The 19,511-nt window shown below is 70.2% G+C and carries 16 protein-coding genes; 6 read left to right on the top strand and 10 right to left on the bottom strand.

The genetic code is table 11. The features are described 5' to 3' along the window. Nucleotides 1–90 precede the first annotated feature (90 nt). Complete coding sequence (locus QSK39_RS11715) at nucleotides 91–876, bottom strand: hypothetical protein (RefSeq protein ID WP_285477631.1); 786 nt, start codon at nucleotides 874–876, stop codon at nucleotides 91–93. Between the two features lie 114 nt (nucleotides 877–990). On the opposite strand from QSK39_RS11715, the gene QSK39_RS11710 reads away from it, so the two are divergent. Next, nucleotides 991–1,764 carry a deoxyribonuclease IV gene (locus tag QSK39_RS11710; protein WP_285477630.1) on the top strand — a complete coding sequence of 258 codons (774 nt, stop codon included), beginning with the start codon at nucleotides 991–993 and terminating at the stop codon, nucleotides 1,762–1,764. Here QSK39_RS11710 and QSK39_RS11705 read toward each other — a convergent pair. Both QSK39_RS11705 and QSK39_RS11700 read right to left on the bottom strand, forming a co-directional pair. Next, nucleotides 1,761–3,311, bottom strand: coding sequence for a glycosyltransferase family 87 protein (locus QSK39_RS11705; protein ID WP_285477629.1), 1,551 nt, complete (start codon nucleotides 3,309–3,311; stop codon nucleotides 1,761–1,763). The two genes, QSK39_RS11710 and QSK39_RS11705, sit on opposite strands and share 4 nt — an antisense overlap. A gap of 49 nt (nucleotides 3,312–3,360) precedes the next feature. Beyond that, nucleotides 3,361–4,419, bottom strand: a complete 1,059-nt coding sequence (locus tag QSK39_RS11700) for an ROK family transcriptional regulator (protein WP_285477999.1) — start codon at nucleotides 4,417–4,419, stop codon at nucleotides 3,361–3,363. 56 nt (nucleotides 4,420–4,475) lie between these two features. On the opposite strand from QSK39_RS11700, the gene QSK39_RS11695 reads away from it, so the two are divergent. Further along, a complete protein-coding gene (locus QSK39_RS11695; protein WP_285477628.1) occupies nucleotides 4,476–5,519 on the top strand; it encodes a Gfo/Idh/MocA family oxidoreductase in 1,044 nt (347 codons plus the stop codon). On the opposite strand, the gene QSK39_RS11690 is transcribed toward QSK39_RS11695, so the two are convergent. The 6 genes from QSK39_RS11690 to QSK39_RS11665 form a co-directional block, all read right to left on the bottom strand. Next, the gene (locus QSK39_RS11690; protein ID WP_285477627.1) at nucleotides 5,509–6,678 is read right to left on the bottom strand and encodes a macrolide family glycosyltransferase; all 1,170 of its coding nucleotides are present in this window, start codon (nucleotides 6,676–6,678) and stop codon (nucleotides 5,509–5,511) included. The genes QSK39_RS11695 and QSK39_RS11690 overlap by 11 nt on opposite strands. After that, nucleotides 6,675–7,268: a TetR/AcrR family transcriptional regulator gene (locus QSK39_RS11685; protein ID WP_285477626.1), complete on the bottom strand. Its 594-nt coding sequence runs from the start codon at nucleotides 7,266–7,268 to the stop codon at nucleotides 6,675–6,677. Before QSK39_RS11685 ends, QSK39_RS11690 begins: the two co-directional genes overlap by 4 nt. Before the next feature lie 26 nt (nucleotides 7,269–7,294). Continuing rightward, nucleotides 7,295–9,721 carry a transglycosylase domain-containing protein gene (locus tag QSK39_RS11680; protein ID WP_285477625.1) on the bottom strand — a complete coding sequence of 809 codons (2,427 nt, stop codon included), beginning with the start codon at nucleotides 9,719–9,721 and terminating at the stop codon, nucleotides 7,295–7,297. Nucleotides 9,722–9,802: 81 nt separating this feature from the next. Further along, nucleotides 9,803–12,229, bottom strand: a complete 2,427-nt coding sequence (locus QSK39_RS11675) for a transglycosylase domain-containing protein (protein WP_502873259.1) — start codon at nucleotides 12,227–12,229, stop codon at nucleotides 9,803–9,805. Between the two features lie 148 nt (nucleotides 12,230–12,377). Then, the gene (locus QSK39_RS11670) at nucleotides 12,378–14,843 is read right to left on the bottom strand and encodes a transglycosylase domain-containing protein (RefSeq protein ID WP_502873258.1); all 2,466 of its coding nucleotides are present in this window, start codon (nucleotides 14,841–14,843) and stop codon (nucleotides 12,378–12,380) included. A gap of 340 nt (nucleotides 14,844–15,183) precedes the next feature. Continuing rightward, on the bottom strand, nucleotides 15,184–15,582 hold the full coding sequence (locus QSK39_RS11665) for a DUF5318 domain-containing protein (RefSeq protein ID WP_285477623.1): 399 nt from the start codon (nucleotides 15,580–15,582) through the stop codon (nucleotides 15,184–15,186). Between the two features lie 245 nt (nucleotides 15,583–15,827). On the opposite strand from QSK39_RS11665, the gene QSK39_RS11660 reads away from it, so the two are divergent. The 4 genes from QSK39_RS11660 (at nucleotide 15,828) to QSK39_RS11645 (ending at nucleotide 18,845) form a co-directional block, all read left to right on the top strand. Continuing rightward, nucleotides 15,828–16,373, top strand: a complete 546-nt coding sequence (locus QSK39_RS11660) for a PadR family transcriptional regulator (RefSeq protein WP_013230991.1) — start codon at nucleotides 15,828–15,830, stop codon at nucleotides 16,371–16,373. A gap of 71 nt (nucleotides 16,374–16,444) precedes the next feature. Further along, on the top strand, nucleotides 16,445–17,533 hold the full coding sequence (locus QSK39_RS11655; RefSeq protein ID WP_284743505.1) for an inositol-3-phosphate synthase: 1,089 nt from the start codon (nucleotides 16,445–16,447) through the stop codon (nucleotides 17,531–17,533). Nucleotides 17,534–17,637: 104 nt separating this feature from the next. Continuing rightward, the gene (locus QSK39_RS11650) at nucleotides 17,638–18,156 is read left to right on the top strand and encodes an RNA polymerase sigma factor (protein WP_285477622.1); all 519 of its coding nucleotides are present in this window, start codon (nucleotides 17,638–17,640) and stop codon (nucleotides 18,154–18,156) included. Then, nucleotides 18,153–18,845, top strand: a complete 693-nt coding sequence (locus QSK39_RS11645) for a hypothetical protein (RefSeq protein ID WP_285477621.1) — start codon at nucleotides 18,153–18,155, stop codon at nucleotides 18,843–18,845. The genes QSK39_RS11650 and QSK39_RS11645 overlap by 4 nt, the downstream gene beginning before the upstream one ends. Here QSK39_RS11645 and QSK39_RS11640 read toward each other — a convergent pair. Further along, nucleotides 18,832–19,470: an HAD family hydrolase gene (locus QSK39_RS11640; RefSeq protein WP_285477620.1), complete on the bottom strand. Its 639-nt coding sequence runs from the start codon at nucleotides 19,468–19,470 to the stop codon at nucleotides 18,832–18,834. The genes QSK39_RS11645 and QSK39_RS11640 overlap by 14 nt on opposite strands. Nucleotides 19,471–19,511: the final 41 nt, after the last annotated feature.

Here is a 19,511-nt window from a genome sequence, read left to right as displayed (position 1 = left end):
CCCAGGACAACGACGTTAAGGCAGCGCGGTGACGCCCGCTCGTTCAGAAATGTCCGGCATTCGAGTGGAAGGGCGTCACCGTCGGTGAGATCAGGCCGGGTTGCGGCGGATCCACGCGCGGACGAGGGCCGCGGCGACGATCGCCAGCGCCAGCACCGCGAGCAGCATCGGCAGCTTCGCCGGCGGCGTGACGCCCGGGAGCGCCTCGGCCGTGCCGGACTTCTGCTCGTCGACCGTCGGGACCTGCTGGCCGGGGATGATCTGCGCGATCACCGGCGCCTGGATCAGGCTGCCGGGCAGCAGGGCCGAGTTGCTGTAGATGCCCGAAATCGCGTCGCCCGGCAGTCCCGCGCCGCCCGGACCGGTGGTCACCGGGCCGGTGCTGTCGCCGGGCGGGGTCTGCCCCGGCGGGGTCTGCGGGGGCGGCGTCGGGTCCTGGCCGGGCGGGGGCGGCGGCAGTACCGGGGGCAGTTCGCTCACCACGCCCTGCGTCACGCCGCCGACGGTGTTCACGACGCCCTGCGCGGCCGGGCAGACGGCCTTCGCCGCCGCGTCGCCGACCACCGGCACGTCGCCGATGCCGAGCGCCCGCACCGTGTCGCCCACCGGCAGCGTGAGCAGCGGGTTCGAGCCGTTCGTGTTCTTCGCGCTGGAGTCGAGGCCGACGGTCAGCCGGTCCGGGGCGTTCAGCGGGGCGCCGGCGTCCAGCACGAGGCCGGTTTTCGCGTCGCGGGCCTGGCCGTTCTGCAGGGTGGCCGAGCAGTCGCCGCCGAGGGTCGGGCTGGGGTCGGCGCTCGCGATACCCGGCGCGATCAACGCGGCCGAAGCGGCGAAAGTGAAACCCAGTGCGGTGATCCGGGTGAACTGCTTCCCCATCGATGCCCTCCGGCAGTCGGACCAATCTGGATCACGGAACGCGCTCACGGTACTCCACGAGCGTCACCAACCGGTCCCACAGGGGAAAGAAGCACCCGGAGTAGCCTGCTCGGCATGCTGATTGGCGCCCATGTCCGTGACGACGACCCGTTGACCGCGGTCGCCGAGCGCAAAGCCGACGTCGTCCAGTTCTTCCTTTCGGACCCGCAGGGCTGGAAGGCCCCGAAGCCACACCCCCACGGCGAGGCCATCGCGGCCGACCCCGTCGAGGTGTTCATCCACTCTCCCTACCTCATCAACGTGGCTTCGCTGAACAACCGGATCCGGATCCCATCCCGTAAGAACGTCACGCAGCACGCGGACGGTGCGGCAGCGATCGGCGCCAAAGGCCTGATCGTGCACGGCGGGCACGTCGGCGACAACGACGACGTCGAGGTCGGCCTGGACAACTGGCGCAAGCTCTTCGAGCGCGAGCAGGAGAAGGGCGGCTTCAAGGTCCCGATCCTGATCGAGAACACCGCCGGCGGCGAGAACGCGATCACCCGCGACCTCGAGGTCATCGCCCGGCTGTGGGACAAGGTCGGCGAGTTCGGCGCCGGGTTCTGCCTGGACACCTGCCACGCGTTCGCCGCAGGCTGGGACCTCGCGACCGCCGTCGAGAAGGTCAAGGCCATCACCGGCCGGATCGACCTGGTGCACCTCAACAACTCCCGCGACGAGTTCGGCTCGACCCGCGACCGGCACGCGAACGTCGTCAAGGGCGAAGGGACGATCGACCCCGAGGCGCTGGTCGCCGTCGCCCGCGAGGCCGGCGCGCCGGTCATCGTCGAGACCCCCGCCGACGGCCAGGCGGCCGACATCGCCTACCTGCGCGAACAGCTGGGTTAGGCGGCCACGGTCTTGCGGCGGCGCCGGACGGCGTTCGGGACGATCGCGTCCCGGGCGCCGTCGAGGAAGCCGCCGGCCGGGTCGTCGTCGCCGGCGAGCCGGACCAGGTCGGTGCCCGGGCGGTAGATCTCGCGCACCACCAGCACGCACAGCGCGACGACGGCGAGATCGCGGACCACGACCGTGCCGAGGAACCAGCCTTCCGGCAGGCCCTTGTGGTCGACGCCGAGGTAGTAGAACATCCGCGGCACCCAGACCAGCGCGTCGATGAGCATCCAGCCGAGCAGCAGCCGCCAGCGCGGGATCGCCAGCACCGCCAGCGGCACCAGCCACAGCGAGTACTGCGGGCTCCACACCTTGTTCGTCAGCAGGAACGCGGCCACGACGAGGAACGCGAGCTGGCCGACGCGCGGCCGGCGCGGCGCCGCGAGCGCGAGGTAGGCGATGCCCGCGCAGCAGGCCAGGAACAGCACGGCCACCGTGAGGTTCAGGTACGTCGGCGTCTGGTTCTTCTGCAGCACGCCGTCGAGGCCGGTCCAGCCCGTGGCGTAGGAGATGACGTTGTAGAGCGAGTCCGGGTCCATCGGCCGCAGCGTGTTCATCCGGAAGAACTCCCACCAGCCGCGGGTCGCGGTGAGGATGAACGGCGCGTTCACCGCCAGCCACGTCAGGACGGTGGCGGCCGCGGTCTTCCAGAACGGCGTCAGCTTCCCCGCCCGCAGGCACAGCACGAACAGCACGCCGAGCAGGAACAACGGGTAGAGCTTCGCCGTCGCGCCCAGGCCGAGCAGGAGCCCGGCGAGCAGGGGCCGCTTGCGCGCCCAGGCCAGCAGGCCGGTCGCGGTGAACGCGGTCGCGATCGCGTCGAAGTTGGTGAACGCGTGCACCAGCACCAGGGGCGAGGCCGCCACCAGCACCATGTCCCACGGCCGGCGTTTCATCGTCCGCCCGGTCGCCCAGACGGTGACCAGCCAGGCGATCGCCAGGAAGAGCGCGGTGAGGTCGAAGTAGACCGCGACCGGCAGCCCCCCGGGCAGCCAGCCGCTCTCGGCGACGTTCTCCCAGCCCGCCGCGAGCTTCGCGTTCGCCCACTGGAAGAGGCCGGTGAACACCGGGTACTCCATGTAGCGGGTGTCGTTCTCCGCGGTCTGCGAGCTCTCCTTCCACGACGTGTAGTACGGGAAGGTGCCCGGCCGGTCGAGCCGCTCGGAGCTGTAGAGCGGCACGATGTCGGAGTAGCACATCGCGACGAACGGGCGGCCCGCGCGCCAGTCGAGCTGGGTGGCGCCGCTGGAGTCCTGGTACTGCTGGATGCACGAGCCCTTGCCGAACCAGCAGAGCATCAGCGCGAGCGTGGCCAGCAGCAGGCCGACGCGCTGCGGCGACCAGAACCAGTGCCTGCCGACCGCCGCGTGCTCGCCGAGCGGGCCGCCGATGGGTCTGGTGACCGCCGCCGCGAGGGGCTCGTCCCAGCTCGGGACGACACGGTCGGCACGGCTCAGCGTCACGGGGCCGGGGTCCGGCTCGCGCGTGGTCTCCTCTGGCACGAGTGCGGATGTTAGCGGGGTTCGCCCGCCACCGAGGTGAAGGCGGTGATCATGCCGGATTCGCGTAGTACGAGGCCAGGACCTCGGCGGCGGCTCCGCGCGTGACGAGCTCCTCGCCGCCGGCGTCTTCGACGACCTCGATGCGCTGCCAGTGCGGCAGGGGAAGCAGCTCCTCGAGCCGCTCCGAAACGGCGTCACGGTACGTGCCCGGTTCGTCCCGCACAGCGCGTCCGGCCAGCACGATCCGCTCCAGGTCGAGCACCTGCACGAGGTCCGCGAGCCCGATCCCGAGGAAGCCCGCGGCGGTCCGCGTGTCGGGTGCCTGCTTGGCCATGATCTCGACGCAGCCCCGCCGCCCGCACGCGCAGACGGGGCCGTCGTAGGCGATCGTGGTGTGCCCGAACTCACCCGCGTTGGTCCGCGGGCCGCGGTAGAGCCGTCCGTCGATGAGCAGGCCGACACCGATCCCGGTGCCGACGAGCACCACCGCGGTCGCCGTCGGGTCGCCGTGCGGCCAGAGCCGGGCGAAGGCGGCGGAGTTGGTGTTCTTGTCGAGCGTCACCGGCAGGCCGGTGCGCTTCTCGAGCAGGTCGCGCAGGGGGACCTCGTGCCAGCCGGGCATGTTCGTCGCGTCGCGGACCAGGCCGGCGAGGTGGTCCAGCGGGCCGACCGCGCCGAGCCCGAGCCCCAGCACGTCGAAGCCGTCGGCGAGCTCGAGCGCGGTGGCGCCGATGGCCTCGACGGCTTGTTCGGGGGTGAAACCGGCCGGGAGCGGGCCGCCGGCCGTCTCCTCGACCTCGCCGATGAGGTTGGTGCGCAGCACGCGGTACTCGTCGCGGTCGAGGCGGGCGCCGAGCGCGTGGCGCGCGCCCGCGCGGACGGTCAGCTGCGTGCGGGGCTTGCCGACCCCCGTCGACGGCTGGCGCTGCTCGTCCAGCAGGCCGGCGTCGAGGAGTTCGGGCACGATCTTGGAGACGGCCTGCTGGGTGAGCCCGGTGCGTTCGGCGAGCTCCACGCGGCTGAGGCCGCCGGCGCGCAGGATGTGCGTGAGCAGGAGGGCGCGGTTGTGCTCGCGCACGTTGCGCAGGTTCCTCCCGGTGTCCGCCATGGACAGGATCTTCCCACGCCTGGTCAATTACGCAACAGTGTTGTTTAATGGGCCGCATGAGTGACTTGCGCGTGGGCATCCTCGGGTACGGCATCGGCGGTCGCGTGTTCCACGCACCGCTGGTGGCGGCGACGCCCGGGCTGACGCCGGCGGTGATCACGACCTCGGGCAACGCCGTCCAGGCGCGCACCGACCACCCCGGCGCGGAGATCGTGCCGGACGCCGACGCGCTGTTCGAGCGGGCCGGCGACCTCGACCTCGTCGTGGTCAGCACGCCCAACCGCACGCACGTCCCGCTCGCGCTGCGGGCGATCGAGGCCGGCCTCCCGGTGGTCGTCGACAAGCCGTTCGCGCCGACCGCGCTGGAGGCCGAGCAGGTCGTCGCCGCGGCGAAGGCGGCGGGCGTCGGCCTGACGGTCTTCCAGAACCGGCGGCTCGACTCCGACTTCCTCACCGTCCGGAAGGTCCTGGAGTCCGGGAAGCTCGGCGAGGTCTTCCGCTTCGAGTCCCGCTACGACCGCTGGGTGCCCAAGCCCAAGGACAACTGGCGCGAGTTCGGCGACCCGGCCGAGGCCGGCGGCCTGCTCTACGACCTCGGCGCGCACATCGTCGACCAGGCGCTGCAGCTGTTCGGCCCGGTCACTCAGGTCTACGCGGAGACCGACCGCCGCCGCGCCGGCGTCCAGGTCGACGACGACGTCTTCGTCGCGTTGAAGCACGCCAACGGCGTCCGGTCGCACCTGTGGGCGTCGGCGCTGGCGGGCACCCTGAACCCCCGGTTCCGCGTGCTCGGCGACCAGGCGACGTTCACCAAGTACGGCCTCGACGTGCAGGAACCGCAGATCAAGGCGGGCCTGCGCCCGGGCGAGGACAGCTGGGGCGTCGAGCCCGCGTCGGACGCGGGCAAGATCGGCGTCGGCCACGACCTCAAGACGGTGCCCACCGAGACCGGCCGCTACGAGCAGTTCTACGCCCAGGTGCGCGACGCGCTGCGCGGCGAAGGCGACTTCCCGGTCGATCCGGAGTCGTCGGTCGAAGCGCTGCGCGTGATCGAGGCCGCGCACCGGTCCGGAGTGGAAGGAACCGTCATCAAGCTTTGAGGACGGCCTCGACGACGTCGGCGGCGGCCTCCGCGCCCCCGGCCTCCTCGATCTCCCGCCGCATCCTCGCCAGACTGGCCGTGACGCCGGTGTCCCCCAGCGCCGACGTCACGGCCTCCTTAATTTTCGCGGGTGTCACGTCCTCGGGCGCGAGCCGGCGGCCCAGGCCGAGCTCGGCGATCCGGTCGGCGTTCGCGCGCTGCTCCCCCATCTGCGGGACGGCGACCAGCGGGACGCCGAAGCTGAGCGCCTCCATCGTCGACCCCATCCCGGCGTGGGTGACGAACACCTTGGCGTGCCTCAGGACGTCGAGCTGCGGCACCTGATCGTGGAGCTCGACGTTGTCCGGCACCGGACCCAGCGAGGCCGGATCGACCTGCTTCCCGTGCGCGAGCACGACGTGCAGATCGGCACCGGCGAAGGCCTCGACGCAGGTCCGGTAGAAGCCGGCGCGGTCGTTGTAGGCGGTGCCGAAGGAGATGTAGACGACGTCGCGCCCGTCCGCGGGCGGCGTCCACCCGCCCTGGAAGGCGCGTTCGCCGAGGGCGGGGCCGACGAAGTGGTAGCGCTCGTCGAAGGTGTCGCCCGCGAACTGGAACGCGCGGGGCAGGAAGACGAGCTGGGCCGCGGAACCGCCGCCGTCGGTGAGGCTGGTGCCCGGAACGCCGTACCTGGCCGCGAGCCGCAGGGTGCGGGCCATGGCCAGCAGCAGGGTCGGGCTCAGCGGGTTCACCGGGAGGTACTGCGCGAGCTTCCAGTGGTCGTTGCTGACCAGGTGCGGCCAGGTGACGACGGCGGGCACCTGCCACTTCGCGGCGAGCAGCCGTCCCCACCAGCCCATCGGCCCGTCGTGCACGACGAGGTCCGGCGGGCCGGGGAACGTCTGCTCGACCTGCGCGAGGACGGCTTTGGTCTCGCGCAGGTTCATGGCCATCGCCCGGCCGAGGTCCTTGCGGTCGAACTTGGGCGGCTCCTTGACGTTCCCCCAGGTCGACTCGTAGGGGACGAGCTCGGCCCCGGTCTCCCGGATCCGGTCGCCCACGAACTCGGGCGCGGCGTAGGTGACCCGGTGCCCGCGCTTCGTCAGCTCGGCGGCGACGGCGAGGGTCGGGTTGAGGTGCCCGGCTCCGGCGGGCATGCAGAAGGCCAGATGGCTCACGGATTCCCCCTGGTGGCTTGCGTGAACAAGGTGGCGAGCTCACGGCAGTAGGCGGCCAGGTCCAGCTCCGGCCGCGCGACGAACTCGTCGAGCGCCCCGTCGAGCGCGGCGCGGAGGGTCACGGCCATGACCGTGACGTCGAAGTCCCGGAACTCGCCGGACTCCTGGCCCGCTCGAAGGAAGTCAGCGACGGCGGAGTCGTGCGGGGCGGGCTCTTCGGGCTCGGGCAGGTTCGGGCAGATCCGCCGCATCGCGAGCAGCTGCGACCGGTGCCGCGCGAGGTACTCGAGGTTGCTTTCGAGGAAGCTCTCGAGCTTTTCGGCCGCACTCCCGGCGGCCGCCATCCGCGGCCCGATGAAGCCCGCCATGCCGGCGTAGATGTCGAGCAGCACCTGCTCGATCAGCTCGTCCTTGTCCCGGAAGTGGTAGGAGATGACGCCTTTGCTGGTCCCGGCCTTGGCGGCGATCCGGGCGAGCGAAGCCTGCGCGAACCCGTGCTCGGCGATCACCTCGATGGCGCAGTCGACGAACTGCCGCCGTCTGGCCTGCTCGGTGAAGGTCCGGTCGCCCGTACTGCTTTCTGACCGCATGGTCAAAAGATAGCACGGGCGACCTGTCAGCCGCCGGGATCGGGGTCCGGGGTGCCTGCCTGGCCGGAGTCCCCGCCGTTCTGGTTCTGACCGCCGTTGCCGTTCCCGTTGCCGTTCCGGTTCCGCTGCCGGTCCTGCAGCTCCTGGAGCCGTTGCTGGAGCTGGCGGAACTGGTCCAGCTGCTGCCCCTGCCGGTTGCCGGGCTGCTGCTGCCCGCGCGGGTCCTGCTGGTTGCGCGGGTCCGGTCGTTGCGGCTGCTGGACCTGCACCTGGACCCGGTCCTGCGGCGAGCTGATCGCGGCCACGCGGTCGAAGCGCTCGCCCGGCCGTCCCGACAGGTACAGCTGCATGAACCGGTCCCAGATCGGGCCCGCGAGCGTCGAGCCGAACAGCGGTGCGCCGGTCGGGCCGCGCAACGCCTTGTCGCCGTCGCTGCCCACCCAGACCGCCGCCGACACCGAGGGCGTGTAGCCCACCATCCACGTCTGCGAGTTCGCGTTCGCCGCCGACGCCGGCTCGTCGTTCTGCGGGGTGTGCTGCTGCGTGCCGGTCTTGCCGGCGCACTCGTGGCCGGCCGGGCAGCTCAGCTTCGAGAACTGGATGACCGGCGCCAAGGCGGCCGTCACGTTGCCCGCGATCTGGGCGTTCTTCTGCGGGTCGTTGTCCGCGAACGCGTCCGCCGAGCGGTCCTTGGCTTCGTACGCGGTTTCGCCGTTCGCGTTGGTCACCTTCTGCACGAAGTGGCGGTCGTGCTGGACGCCGTTCGCCGCGAACGTCGCGTACCCCGACGCCATGTCCGCCGCCGTCACCTGGGTTCCGCCGCCGCCGATGGAGATGTTGTTGTCGCCGGTGAACAGCTTGCTGCGGCCGCCGTTGTCCGACGTCCGGATCCCCGCCTCCTGCGCCGCTTCCGCGACCCCGGACGGCTTCGTGATGTTCAGGACCATGTCGTAGAACACCGTGTTCGTGGACCGCTGCATCGCCTCCGCCACCGTGCACTGCTGCGAGCAGCTGCTGCTGTCGCCGGCGTTGCGGATCGGCAGGTCGACGCCGGGGAACGTCCGCGGTGACGTGCCGTCGAACCGCGCGTCGAGGCCGCGGCCGAGCTTCAGGAACGCCGCCAGGTCGAACGGTTTCATCGACGAACCCGGGTTGTGCGGTTCGTCGGCCCAGTCGCGCCCGGCCTGGTCCTCGCCGTTGGGGCCCTTCACGATCGCGTCGCCGCCGTAGTAGGCGAGCACGCCGCCGGACTTCGGCTCGACCGCGACGAGCGCGTTGAGGATCCGGTCGTCGGTCTGCCCGTCCATCCCCTCGGCCACGGCCTTCTCGGCCGACTGCTGGGCGACCGGGTCGATGGTCGTGAACACCTGGAAGCCGCCGGAGTAGTACTGCTTCTCGTCGATGCCCTGCGCGGCCAGTTCGGCCTTGACCTTGGCCTTGATGAACGGGTTCAGCGCGCCCGCGTCCCGGCTCTCCCGCAGCGGGATCGGCGTCGGGAACTTCGCCGCCGCGCGCTGGGCCGGCGTCAGGTAGCCGTTCTTCAGCATCCGGTCCAGGGCGGTGTTCCACCGGCCCGTCGCGACGGCGGTGTTCTCCGAGCGGCCCGGCTGCTGGATCAGCCCGGCCAGCAGCGCGGACTGCGAGTAGTCGAGCTGCCCGACGTCCTTGCCGAAGTAGGCCTGCGCGGCGGCCTGGATCCCGTAGGCGCCGCGGCCGAAGTAGATGATGTTGAGGTAGGCGGTGATGATGTCCGCCTTCTCGTAGGTCTGGTTCATCTTGAACGACTTCGCGAGCTCGACCCACTTGCGCGCCAGCGTCGGGTCGTCGTCGCCGGAAGCGTTCTTGATGTACTGCTGCGAAATCGTCGACCCGCCCCCCGAACCGCCGGTGACCTGGTTGTACCCGGCGCGGAGGATGCCGCCGATGTCGAAGCCCGAGTTGGTCTCGAAGGACGCGTCCTCGGTGGCGATCACGGCTTTCTTGACGACGTCCGGGATCTGGTTCGCCGCCAGGATCTGCCGGTTGCCGCCGGTGGGCACGTCCTTGCCCATCTCGGTGCCGTCGCGGTAGAGGTACGTCACGGCCTGGCCCTGTGCCTGCGCGACCGTCTCCGGCGAGGGGACGTCGACGGCGAAGTAGGTGACCAGGAACGCGATCGCGGGGACGGCGAAGAACAGCCCGGCGACGACGTACCCGATCCGCCGGATGCGCCGCCACCGCCGTTTCCGCAGGTCCCCGTCGGTGAGCGGGCGTGGCCGCCGCGGCGGCTGCCCGGGGCGCGGCCGCAGGATCGGCACGGTCGGCGGATCGGCGTCCGGTTCGGTGCCGTTGTGCGCGTGGTGGGTGATCAGCTCCGGCTCGGTACCCAGCAGCCCGGCGCGGGGCACCGGCCGCCGGGCGCGACGACGACGTGGGTCGGGCCGCCGGCCGGGCGACGTGCGGTCGTTGTTCACGGGCCGTCCTCCACGGTGGGCTGCGGACGCAGTCCTCTCGGAAGGCACACGGACCGCGGCCCACCGTGGTTCACCCGGCGGCTAGTTCTCCGGCTCGTCGGTCTTCGTCGGGGTTTCCTTCGACGTCGGCGTCTTCGTGTGCTTCGGCGTGGTCGTCGGCGAAGACGACTGGTTGTGACCGTTGTTGTCGTCGCCGTTGTCGCCTTGGTCGCCCTCGTCGGGGTTCTCGTTCGTCGGGGTCGCGTCCGTCGTCGTGGCCACGTCGGACGACGGCGGCGGCGGGACTTCACCGCCGATGCGGTCGACCTTGTCGAACTTCTCGCCCGGCTTGCCCGTCAGGTACAGCGACAGGAACTTCTGCCACATCGGGCCGGCGATGGTCGAGCCGTAGATCGGCGAGTTGTTCTTGCCGTGCAGCGGCTTGTTGCCGTCGCCGCCGACCCAGGCCGCCACCGAGACCGACGGCGTGTACCCGACCATCCACGTCTGCGAGTTCGCGTTCGCCGCCCACGACGGCTCGCCCGCGACCTTGGTGTGCTGCTGCGTCCCGGTCTTGCCGGCGCACTCGTGGCCGGCCGGGCACTTCAGCTTCGAGAACCCGATGACCGGCTTCAGCGCTTCGGTGACGTTCCCGGCGATCTGCTTGCTCTTGTCCGAGTCGCTGTCGAACGCGGACTTCCCGTCGGTCGACGCCTCGTAGGCGACCTCGTTCTGCCCGTTGGTCACCTTCTGCACGAAGTGGCGGTCGCGCTTCTCGCCGTTGGCCGCGAACGTCGCGTACGCCGAAGCCATGTCCAGCGGCGTGATCTGGGTTTCGCCACCGCCGAGGGAGATGTTGTTGTCCTTGGTCGAAATGATCGACTGGCCGCCGTCGTCGTTCTTGGTCTTCACGCCGGCTTCCCGTGCCGCGTCCTTGACCGGGCCCTGCTTGGTCTGGTTGAGGACCATGTCGTAGAACACCGTGTTCGCCGAACGCTCCATCGCTTCGGCGACGGTGCACTGCGTCGAGCAGCTGGAGCCCGGGCCGGCGTTGCGCACGACGCGGCCGTCGAAGGTGCGGTTGTTGGAGCCGTCGAACGTCGCGTCGAGGCCCTTGCCCATCTTCAGGAACGCCGTGAGGTCGAACGGCTTCATCGACGAGCCCGGGTTCTGCGGCGTGTCCGCCCAGTCGCGCCCGGCCTGGTCCTGCCCGTTGACCTGCACGATCGGCTTGCCGCCGTAGTAGGCGAGCACGCCGCCGGTCTTGGGGTCGACGGCGACGAGCGCGTTGAGCAGGTTGTCGTCCACCTGGCCCTTCATCGCCTCGGTGGCGGCCTGCTGCGCGGCCTGCTGGGCCTTCGGGTCGATCGTCGTCTGCACCTGGAACCCGCCGGAGTAGTAGCGGTCTTCCGGGATGTCGTGCGCCGCGAGCTCGTCCTTCACCTGCTGGACGACGAACGCGGGCGGCGCGCCGGCCTGCTGCTTGCTGTCCTCCAGCGGGATCGGTGTCGGGAACTGCGCCGAAGCGCGGTCGGCCGCGGAGATGTAGTTGTTCTTCACCATCCGGTCGAGCGCGGTGTTCCAGCGGTCCTGCGCGACCTTGGGGTTCTCCGACCGGCCCGGCTGCTGGATCAGGCCGGCCAGCAGCGCGGCTTCCGAGAAGCTCAGGTCCTTGGCTTCCTTGTGGAAGAAAGCCTGCGACGCCGCGCCGACCCCGTACGCCCCGCGCCCGAAGTAGATGATGTTCAGGTACGCGGTGATGATGTCCTTCTTCTCGTACGTCTGGTTCATCTTGAAGGACTTGGCCAGCTCGGTCCACTTGCGCGTCAGCGTGGGCGCGTCGTTGTCGGTGGCCTTCTTGATGTACTGCTGCGAAATCGTCGAACCACCGCCGGTACCGCCGGTGGCCTGGTTGTAGACCGCGCGCAGCAGGCCGCCGACGTCGAAGCCGGAGTTGGTCTCGAAGGAGTCGTCCTCGGTCGCGATCGCCGCGTGCTTCATGACGTCGGGGATCTGCTCCGGCGTCAGCAGCACCCGGTTGCCGCCGCGCGGGACGTCCTTGCCCATCGGCGAGCCGTCGGCGTAGAGGTAGGTCACCGCCTGGCTCTGGTTCTGCGCGACCTCGGTCGGCGACGGCACGTCGACCAGGAAGTACGTGATGACGAACGCGATCGCGGGCAGTACGAAGAACACGCCGACGAACCCGTAGCCGACCCGCCGGATGATCTTCCAGCGTCTCTTCTTGCGCTGCTCCGGCGTGAGGACCGGCTTGCCGTCGGCATCCGGCTGGACGTCGTCGTAGCCGTCGGGCTCTTCGTAGGCGTGGTGCGTCATCAGCTCGGGACCGCCGCTCATCGGCGGCGGCTCGGGCCGGTACCCGCGCGGCGGCGTCTGCGGCGGCTGCTGCTGCGGCCGTCCGGGCGGCGGGGGCACGGGCCGGCGCGGACCCTGGCCGTACGGACCCTGGGGTGCGCGACGGCGCGGATCGGGTCCCTGGCCGGGCCAGGAGCGGGATCGATCGTCGGGCACGGGCAGTCCTCCAGTCACCGCGGGCAGCGACAGCCGCCACCCCCTTTAGGAAGGGACGCGCGTGAGGCGATCGGGTTGCTGAAACGATCTTCCTGAAACGCTTCAGGGCCCTCCGCGCGTTCGCGGAGGGCCCTGAAGGAGGACGTTTCTAGCCGGGCCCGGCGCCCGGTGGCTTGGCGACCCCGCCACCACCACCCGAGGTGTTGCCGAGCGGGAAGGTCGGGGTCTCACCCGGACCCGGGCGGGTCGGGCGGGTCGGCTTCGACGTGTTCGTCTCCGTGTCCGACGGCTCGGTGCTCTCCGATGACTCCGGGGTCGTCGGCGTCGTGGTGATGCTCGGCGTGTCGGACGGCTTCGACTGCGTCGTCGTCACGTCGTTGACGTCCTTGCCGATCGCCTGGACCTTGTCGAACTTCTCCGCCGGTTTGCCCTTGAGGTAGAGGTTCATGAAGTTCTGCCACGTCGGACCGGCGATGGTGGCACCGAAGATCGGCTTGTTCTTCGGGTCGTGCAGCGGCTTGTTGCCGTCGCCGCCGACCCAGACCGCGGCCGACACGGACGGTGTGTAGCCCACCATCCACGTCTGCGCGTTGCGGTCCTTGTACGACGCCGGGTCGTCGGCCTTCGCCGTGTACTGCTGCGTACCGGTCTTGCCCGCGCACTCGTGGCCGCTCGGGCACTTCAGCTTCGAGTGGTCGATGACCGGCACCAGCGCCTCGGTGACGTTGCCCGCGATCTGCTGGCTCTTCGCCGCGTCGTCGTCGAACGCCGGGTTGGTCTTGATGTTGTTCTGGTCGAACTCCACCTCGTCCTGGTTGTTCGTCAGCTTCGAGACGAAGTGCTGCTCGTGGTAGACGCCGCCACTGGCGAACGACGCGTACGCGGCCGCCATGTCCTCCGGCGTCACGGCCGTGCCACCACCGCCGAGCGAGATGTTGTTGTCGTCGGTGTAGAGGATGCTCTTGCCGTTCGGCGAGACCTTGACCCCGGCTTCCTTCGCCGCTTCCGCGACTCGCGACGGCTTCGTCACGTTCAGGACCATGTCGTAGAACACGGTGTTCGCCGAGATCTCCATCGCCTTCGCGACGGTGCAGTCCTTGCCACAGCTCGCGCTGTCACCCGCGTTCCGGACCGTGCGGCCGCCGAGCACCCGGTTGTTCGAGCCGTCGAACGTCTCGCCGAGGCCCTTGCCCATCTTGAGGAACGCCGTGAGGTCGAACGCCTTCACCGACGAACCCGGGTTTCTCGCCTGGTTGGCGCGGTCCTGGGCGATCTGGTCCTTGCCGTTGGCGTCCTTCACGATCTCGGGCCCGCCGTAGTAGGCGAGGACACCGCCGGTTTTCGGATCGACCGCGACGAGCGCGTTCAGCAGGTTCTCGTCGGTCTGGCCCTTCATGCCGTCCGCGGCGGCCTTCTCCGCCGCGTCCTGGGCCGCCGGGTCGATCGTCGTGTAGATCTTGGCGCCGCTGGAGAACAGCTTGTTCTCGTCGTAGCCCTTGGCCGCCAGCTCGTCCTTGATCCGCTGCTGGACCTGGTAGGTGAGCTTGCCCGAGTTCTGCTCCTTGTTGGCGTTCTTCGGGATCGGCGTCGGGTACTGGAAGGTGGCGCGCTCGTCGGCGCGCAGCCACTTGTTGGCGACCATCTGGTCCATCACGTACGCCCAGCGCCGCTGCGCGTAGTCCTGGTTCTCCGAGCGGCCCGGACCCTGGATCAGGCCGGCCAGCAGCGAAGCCTCGGACGCGTTGAGGTCCTTGGCGTCCTTGTTGAAGTACGCCTTCGCGGCCGCCTGGATGCCGCTCGCGCCGCGGCCGAAGTAGACGATGTTCAGGTAGGAAGTGATGATCTCTTCCTTGGACTGCTGGTTGTTCATCTTGAACGACTTGGCCAGCTCGGTCCACTTGCGGGTCAGCGTCGGGGCGTCGTTCTGCGTCGCCTGCTTGATGTACTGCTGGGAGATGGTCGAACCACCGCCCTGGCCGCCGGAAACCTGGTTCCAGACCGCGCGCAGGATGCCGGTGACGTCGAAGCCCGAGTTGGTTTCGAACGTCGCGTCCTCCGCCGAGTACACCGCGTGCTTGACGACCTCGGGCACCTCGCCCGGCTTGAGCAGCTGGCGGTCACCACCCGGCGGCAGCTCCCGGCCCATCACCTGGTTGCTGGCGTCGTAGTAGGTGATCGGCTGGTTCTGCAGCGACTTGATGCTGTCCGGCGTCGGCACGTCGACCAGGAAGTAGGTGATGACGAACGCGATCGCGGGGACCACGAAGAACAGCCCGACGCAGGCGTACGCCACCCGCCGGGCGATCTTCCACCGGCGCTTCTTGCGCTGCGCCGGCGTGAGGACCTTCTTGCCCTTTTCGTCGAGCTCGTCCTGGGGCTCGACGTCGTCGGCGAACTCGTTGAACGCGGCGTCGTCGTAGCCGTCGTCGTACGGGTCGCGCCCGAAGTCGTCGGTGCCGTTGTGCGCGTGGTGGGTGATCAGGTCGGGTTCGCGCCCCGGGGGCGGCACCGGCCGTCCGCCGCGAGGCTGGCGGAAGCCCTCCGGCGGGGACGCGGGCGGGCCCTGCTGCGGGCGCTGGCCGGGCGGTGGCGGGACCGGCCGCCGCGCGGGCATGCCCTGCTGGCGGGCTCGCTGCGGCCGTCGCGCCGGCTCTTCGCCGGGCCACTGGGGGCCGCCTTCGTCGCCGGAGGGCCACTCGGGCGATCCGCCGCCGCGCGGGTTGCCGCGGGGCGGCGTGCCGCGTTGCGCCGAATCACCGCGTGGCCGGCGGGGGGCTTCTTCGCCGGGCCAGGCGGGGCCGGGGTCTTCCGGCCGTGGGCCCGGCTGGGCACGGCGAGGTGCATCTGGCTCCTGGCCCGGCCAGGAGCGGTTGCGATCGTCGTTCACGAATGGGCCTCCCAGACCGGCACCCGGTAGTGCGCCGTTCTGCGCTCTTCAGCGGTTGTGATCCAGCTCACCGGCCTGCGGTCCTTCGCGGACCGTCGGCCGGTTCCCCCGTACCGAGGACGTACGACCGGACCAGGTGGTTCCAGTGGCACGCCCGGCAGACTTCGACGTCGTACACGGTGAACTCGGCGAACAAGCCGGCCATCCTGGCCAGCTCTTCGGGGGACCTCGCCGAGCCCGCGACGTGCTTGAGTTCGTCACCGTAGACCCAGGACACCAGGGTCAGCGGCTCCTGGCGGCAAATGGGGCAGGGCTGGTCACCGGCCCGGCCGTGGAACTTCGCCGCCCGCAGCAGGTACGGGCTCGCGTCGCAGGCTTCGTAGCTGCCGACGCGCCCGGAGCGGACTTCGGCGAGCAGCGCACGGCGCTGCAACGCGTAGTCCACGACCTGCCGCTGGTTAATCACCAGGACAGAGTACGGGCTCTTCCTGTGTCGTCCACGCCCCCTAGCGCGGCCGGTGCCCGGCCCGGTGCGGACACGCCGGACGTTCGATAACTCTCCGGTGAATTTCACCCACTCCAGAGTGAGCAGGCTCGTTAGCTTCGCCACTTCGATGTATCGGCGCGATATAGTGGCTGAGTAGGTTGGATCGAGGCGATCGTTCGGAGCAACGCCCGGCGTCTCGGTTTGTTCCCGGAAGGGGGTGCGGTGTGCTGGAGTTCGCGATCCTCGGGCTTCTGCACGAAGCGCCCATGCACGGGTACGTGCTGCGCAAGCGGCTGCACGAGACGCTCGGCACGTTCCGGACGTTCTCGTACGGCTCGCTGTACCCGACCCTGCGGAAGCTGCTGCGGGCCGGGTACCTGGTCGAAGAGCTGGACGAGGCCGACGACCGGGCGTGGTCGCGGCGCGGGCGGCGGGTCTACAAGCTCACCGCGGAGGGCAAGGAGCGCTTCGGTGAGCTGCTCGGCGACGCCGGGCCGCAGACCTGGGACGACGAAGGATTCGGCGTCCACCTGGCGTTCTTCTCGCGAACCCCGGCCGACGTGCGGCTGCGGATCCTCGAGGGCCGCCGCCGCCGCGTCGAAGAACGCCGTGAGGGCATGCGGGCGGCGCTGGCCAGGGCCGAGGAGAAGATCGATCGCTACACCCGCGAGCTGCACCGGCTGGGGCTGGAGACCAGTGAGCGGGAGGTGCGCTGGCTCAACGAGCTGATCGCGCACGAACAAGCCGAACGGCAGGGTCCGGAGACCTGAGCCGCGCGGCCGGGCCGCAGCGTCGCGGCACCAGACCTACTGAACAGACACGGATTGAAGGAGAAACCCCCATGGGCGAGAACCGCCGCGTTCGGGTGGCCATCGTGGGCGTCGGCAACTGCGCGGCGTCGCTGGTCCAGGGTGTCCAGTACTACCGCGACGCGGACCCCGCCACGCGGGTCCCGGGTCTGATGCACGTCGACTTCGGCGGCTACCACGTCCGCGACATCGAGTTCGTCGCCGCGTTCGACGTGGACGCCAAGAAGGTCAGCCGCGACCTGTCCGAGGCGATCTTCGCCTCGGAGAACAACACGATCAAGATCGCCGACGTGCCGCCGCTCGGCGTCACCGTCCAGCGTGGTCACACGCACGACGGGCTCGGCCGCTTCTACCGCGAGACGATCGAGGAGTCCGACGAGACCCCGGTCGACATCGTCGCCGCGCTGCGCGAAGCGAAGGCCGACGTGCTGGTGTCCTACCTCCCGGTGGGGTCCGAGGTGGCCGACAAGTTCTACGCGCAGGCTTGCATCGACGCCGGGGTGGCGTTCGTCAACGCGCTGCCGGTGTTCATCGCCTCCGACCCGGAGTGGGCGCAGAAGTTCACCGACGCCGGCGTCCCGATCGTCGGTGACGACATCAAGTCCCAGGTCGGCGCGACCATCACGCACCGCGTCCTGGCGAAGCTGTTCGAGGACCGCGGCGTCCAGCTCGACCGGACGATGCAGCTCAACGTGGGCGGGAACATGGACTTCCTGAACATGAAGGAGCTGGAGCGGCTCGAGTCGAAGAAGATCTCGAAGACCCAGTCCGTCACCTCGCAGGTCGACCGCGACCTCGGCAAGGGCAACGTCCACATCGGACCGTCGGACTACGTGCAGTGGCTCGACGACCGCAAGTGGGCCTACGTCCGGCTCGAGGGCCGCGCGTTCGGTGACGTGCCGCTGAACCTGGAGTACAAGCTCGAGGTGTGGGACTCGCCGAACTCGGCGGGCATCATCATCGACGCCGTCCGCGCCGCCAAGATCGCGCTCGACCGCGGCATCGGCGGCCCGATCCTGTCGGCGTCGTCGTACTTCATGAAGTCGCCGCCGGAGCAGTACGACGACTCGACCGCGCGCGACGCCGTCGACAAGTTCATCCGCGGCGAGGTCGAGCGGTAAGGACCGTCCCCCGTCGAAGGCCGTCACCGCTGGTGGCGGCCTTCTTCGCGTGGTGCACTAAACCGGTGGGGCGGGGTGCGCGTTGGCGGGGTGTGAGTGCGAGCGTGGGCGAAAGCGCGCCGGGGGATCTGGGCGCGCCGACGTTCCACGACCTCTTCCGGGAGTACTTCGCCCAGATGACCCGGCTGGCGCACCTGCTCGGCGCGGACGACGCGGAAAACGTCGCGCAGGAGGCTTTCGTCAAGCTCCACCAGCGCTGGGACACGCTGACCGACCACACGCGCGTGGCGGGCTACCTGCGCACGACCGTGGTGAACATGTCCCGGTCGCGCACGCGGCACCTGCGGGTCGTCCGGCGCACGCCGCAGGACAGGCCGCCGGACGAGCTGTCGGCCGAGGTCAGGGCGGTGGCCAACTGGGAGCACGAACAGCTGCGCGCGGTGGTGGGCAAGCTCTCCCGGCGCCAGCGCGAGGTGCTGGTGCTCCGCTACTGGCTGGACCTGAGCACGGCGGCCATCGCGGAGACGCTGGGCATCTCACCGGGCACGGTCAAGGCGACCACGCACCACGCGATGGAGAATCTGCGCAAACACTTGGGGGACGACCTGGGAGGTGAGCGATGACCGACCTCGAACGCAAACTGGCCGAAGCACTGCGCGGACAGGCCGAGGAGGTCACGCCGAACCTCGACGCGGCCTGGGCGGAGCAGATGCGCAGGCAGCGAAAGCCCCGCCGCCGCCGCGCGACGGTGTGGCTCGCCCCGCTGGCGGCGGTCCTGGTTGTGCTGACGAGCGTGCTCCTGGCGACCCAGCTGCAGGGCGGGGCTCCGACTTCGCCAGGGCGCCCAGGTGTACCGCTCGACCTGCCGGAGCCCGACTACGGCGATGCGAATGGCCTCAGTTTGACCGGGCTTCCGATCACCGAGTTCGCCGGGCAGACCGACCGCTGGGAGGCGTACGGGGTCCTGGGAAGTGCCGTGGAACCGGTCCGGTCCTTGTTCTGCCTCTTGGCGACGCCGAGAGGCACTGGGATCAACGCCTCGTCGCCGCAGTACGGGACGAAATCGCCGGCGTGCGTCTCGATCTCGACCGATGTGGTGCGCTCGGGGTACGTGGGCGAGACGGATGGCCCACTACCGGCCGACAAGGCGGTCTACCTGGTCGATCCGGCAGTGCGGGAACTGTGGTTGTTCGATGCCGAGGGCGATCCCAACCAGGCGCGGGCGATCGGGATGCTGGGGCCGAACCGGGTGTTCCTCGCCACGATCAACCCGGACTCGCCGCCGGTGAGCTACCAGCTCAGTTCGCCCTGAACGCCCCCGGCAAGTCGGTGATCTTCTCCACCACCGCCGTCGCCTGCTTCAGCACCTCCGGATCCGGCGGAAAATGCGGGTTCGGCACCGCATACACAGCCATCCCCGCGGCCAACGCCGACCGCAGCCCGTTCGTCGTGTCCTCCACCGCCGCGCACTCGCCCGGCGGCACGCCCAGCAGCTCGGCCGCCCGCAAGTACACGTCCGGTGCCGGCTTCCCGGCTCCGACCTGCTCGGACGACACCGCCGCCCCGACCGGCAACCCCGTCACGTCCAGGAACCCCTTGATCAGGATCACCGGCGACGAGCTCGCGATCGCCACCGGCCACCGCTTCGCCACGGCGCGGACCACCTCCACCGCGCCCGGGATCACCGGTGGCTCCTCGGCGTACCGCGCCGCCATGCGCTTGACCACCAAGGTCGCGATCTCCGGTGGCGTGAGCCGTGCGCCCAGCTCCTCCACCAGGTACCGGGCCCACTCCGGGGTGCTCATCCCCTGCTGTGCCCGCGTCGCCTCTTCGCGCCACGTGCCGCCGTGCTCGGCGACCACCGTGCGGCGCACCTCGTCCCAGATCCGCTCGGAGTCCACCAGCACGCCGTCGAGGTCGAAGATCACCGCGTCCATGCCCCGAGCCTAGCTTGTGAGCCGAGTTACTTAGCCACCCT

This window comes from Amycolatopsis sp. NBRC 101858, assembly GCF_030269325.1.
In the GTDB taxonomy this organism is placed as follows: Bacteria; Actinomycetota; Actinomycetes; order Mycobacteriales; family Pseudonocardiaceae; genus Amycolatopsis; species Amycolatopsis ponsaeliensis.
The sequence above is the reverse complement of the archived record's forward strand: the minus strand, read 5'-3'. Positions and strand labels throughout refer to the sequence as shown.

Excerpts from the sequence above, each read along its gene's own strand:
- QSK39_RS11655 (WP_284743505.1), top strand. The coding sequence starts at position 16,445 with ATGGGCGAGAACCGCCGCGTTCGGGTGGCCATCGTGGGCGTCGGCAAC.
- QSK39_RS11670 (WP_502873258.1), bottom strand. The coding sequence starts at position 14,843 with ATGCCCGCGCGGCGGCCGGTCCCGCCACCGCCCGGCCAGCGCCCGCAG.
- QSK39_RS11685 (WP_285477626.1), bottom strand. The coding sequence starts at position 7,268 with ATGCGGTCAGAAAGCAGTACGGGCGACCGGACCTTCACCGAGCAGGCC.
- QSK39_RS11640 (WP_285477620.1), bottom strand. The coding sequence starts at position 19,470 with ATGGACGCGGTGATCTTCGACCTCGACGGCGTGCTGGTGGACTCCGAG.
- QSK39_RS11645 (WP_285477621.1), top strand. The coding sequence starts at position 18,153 with ATGACCGACCTCGAACGCAAACTGGCCGAAGCACTGCGCGGACAGGCC.
- QSK39_RS11700 (WP_285477999.1), bottom strand. The coding sequence starts at position 4,419 with ATGGCGGACACCGGGAGGAACCTGCGCAACGTGCGCGAGCACAACCGC.
- QSK39_RS11715 (WP_285477631.1), bottom strand. The coding sequence starts at position 876 with ATGGGGAAGCAGTTCACCCGGATCACCGCACTGGGTTTCACTTTCGCC.
- QSK39_RS11710 (WP_285477630.1), top strand. The coding sequence starts at position 991 with ATGCTGATTGGCGCCCATGTCCGTGACGACGACCCGTTGACCGCGGTC.
- QSK39_RS11695 (WP_285477628.1), top strand. The coding sequence starts at position 4,476 with ATGAGTGACTTGCGCGTGGGCATCCTCGGGTACGGCATCGGCGGTCGC.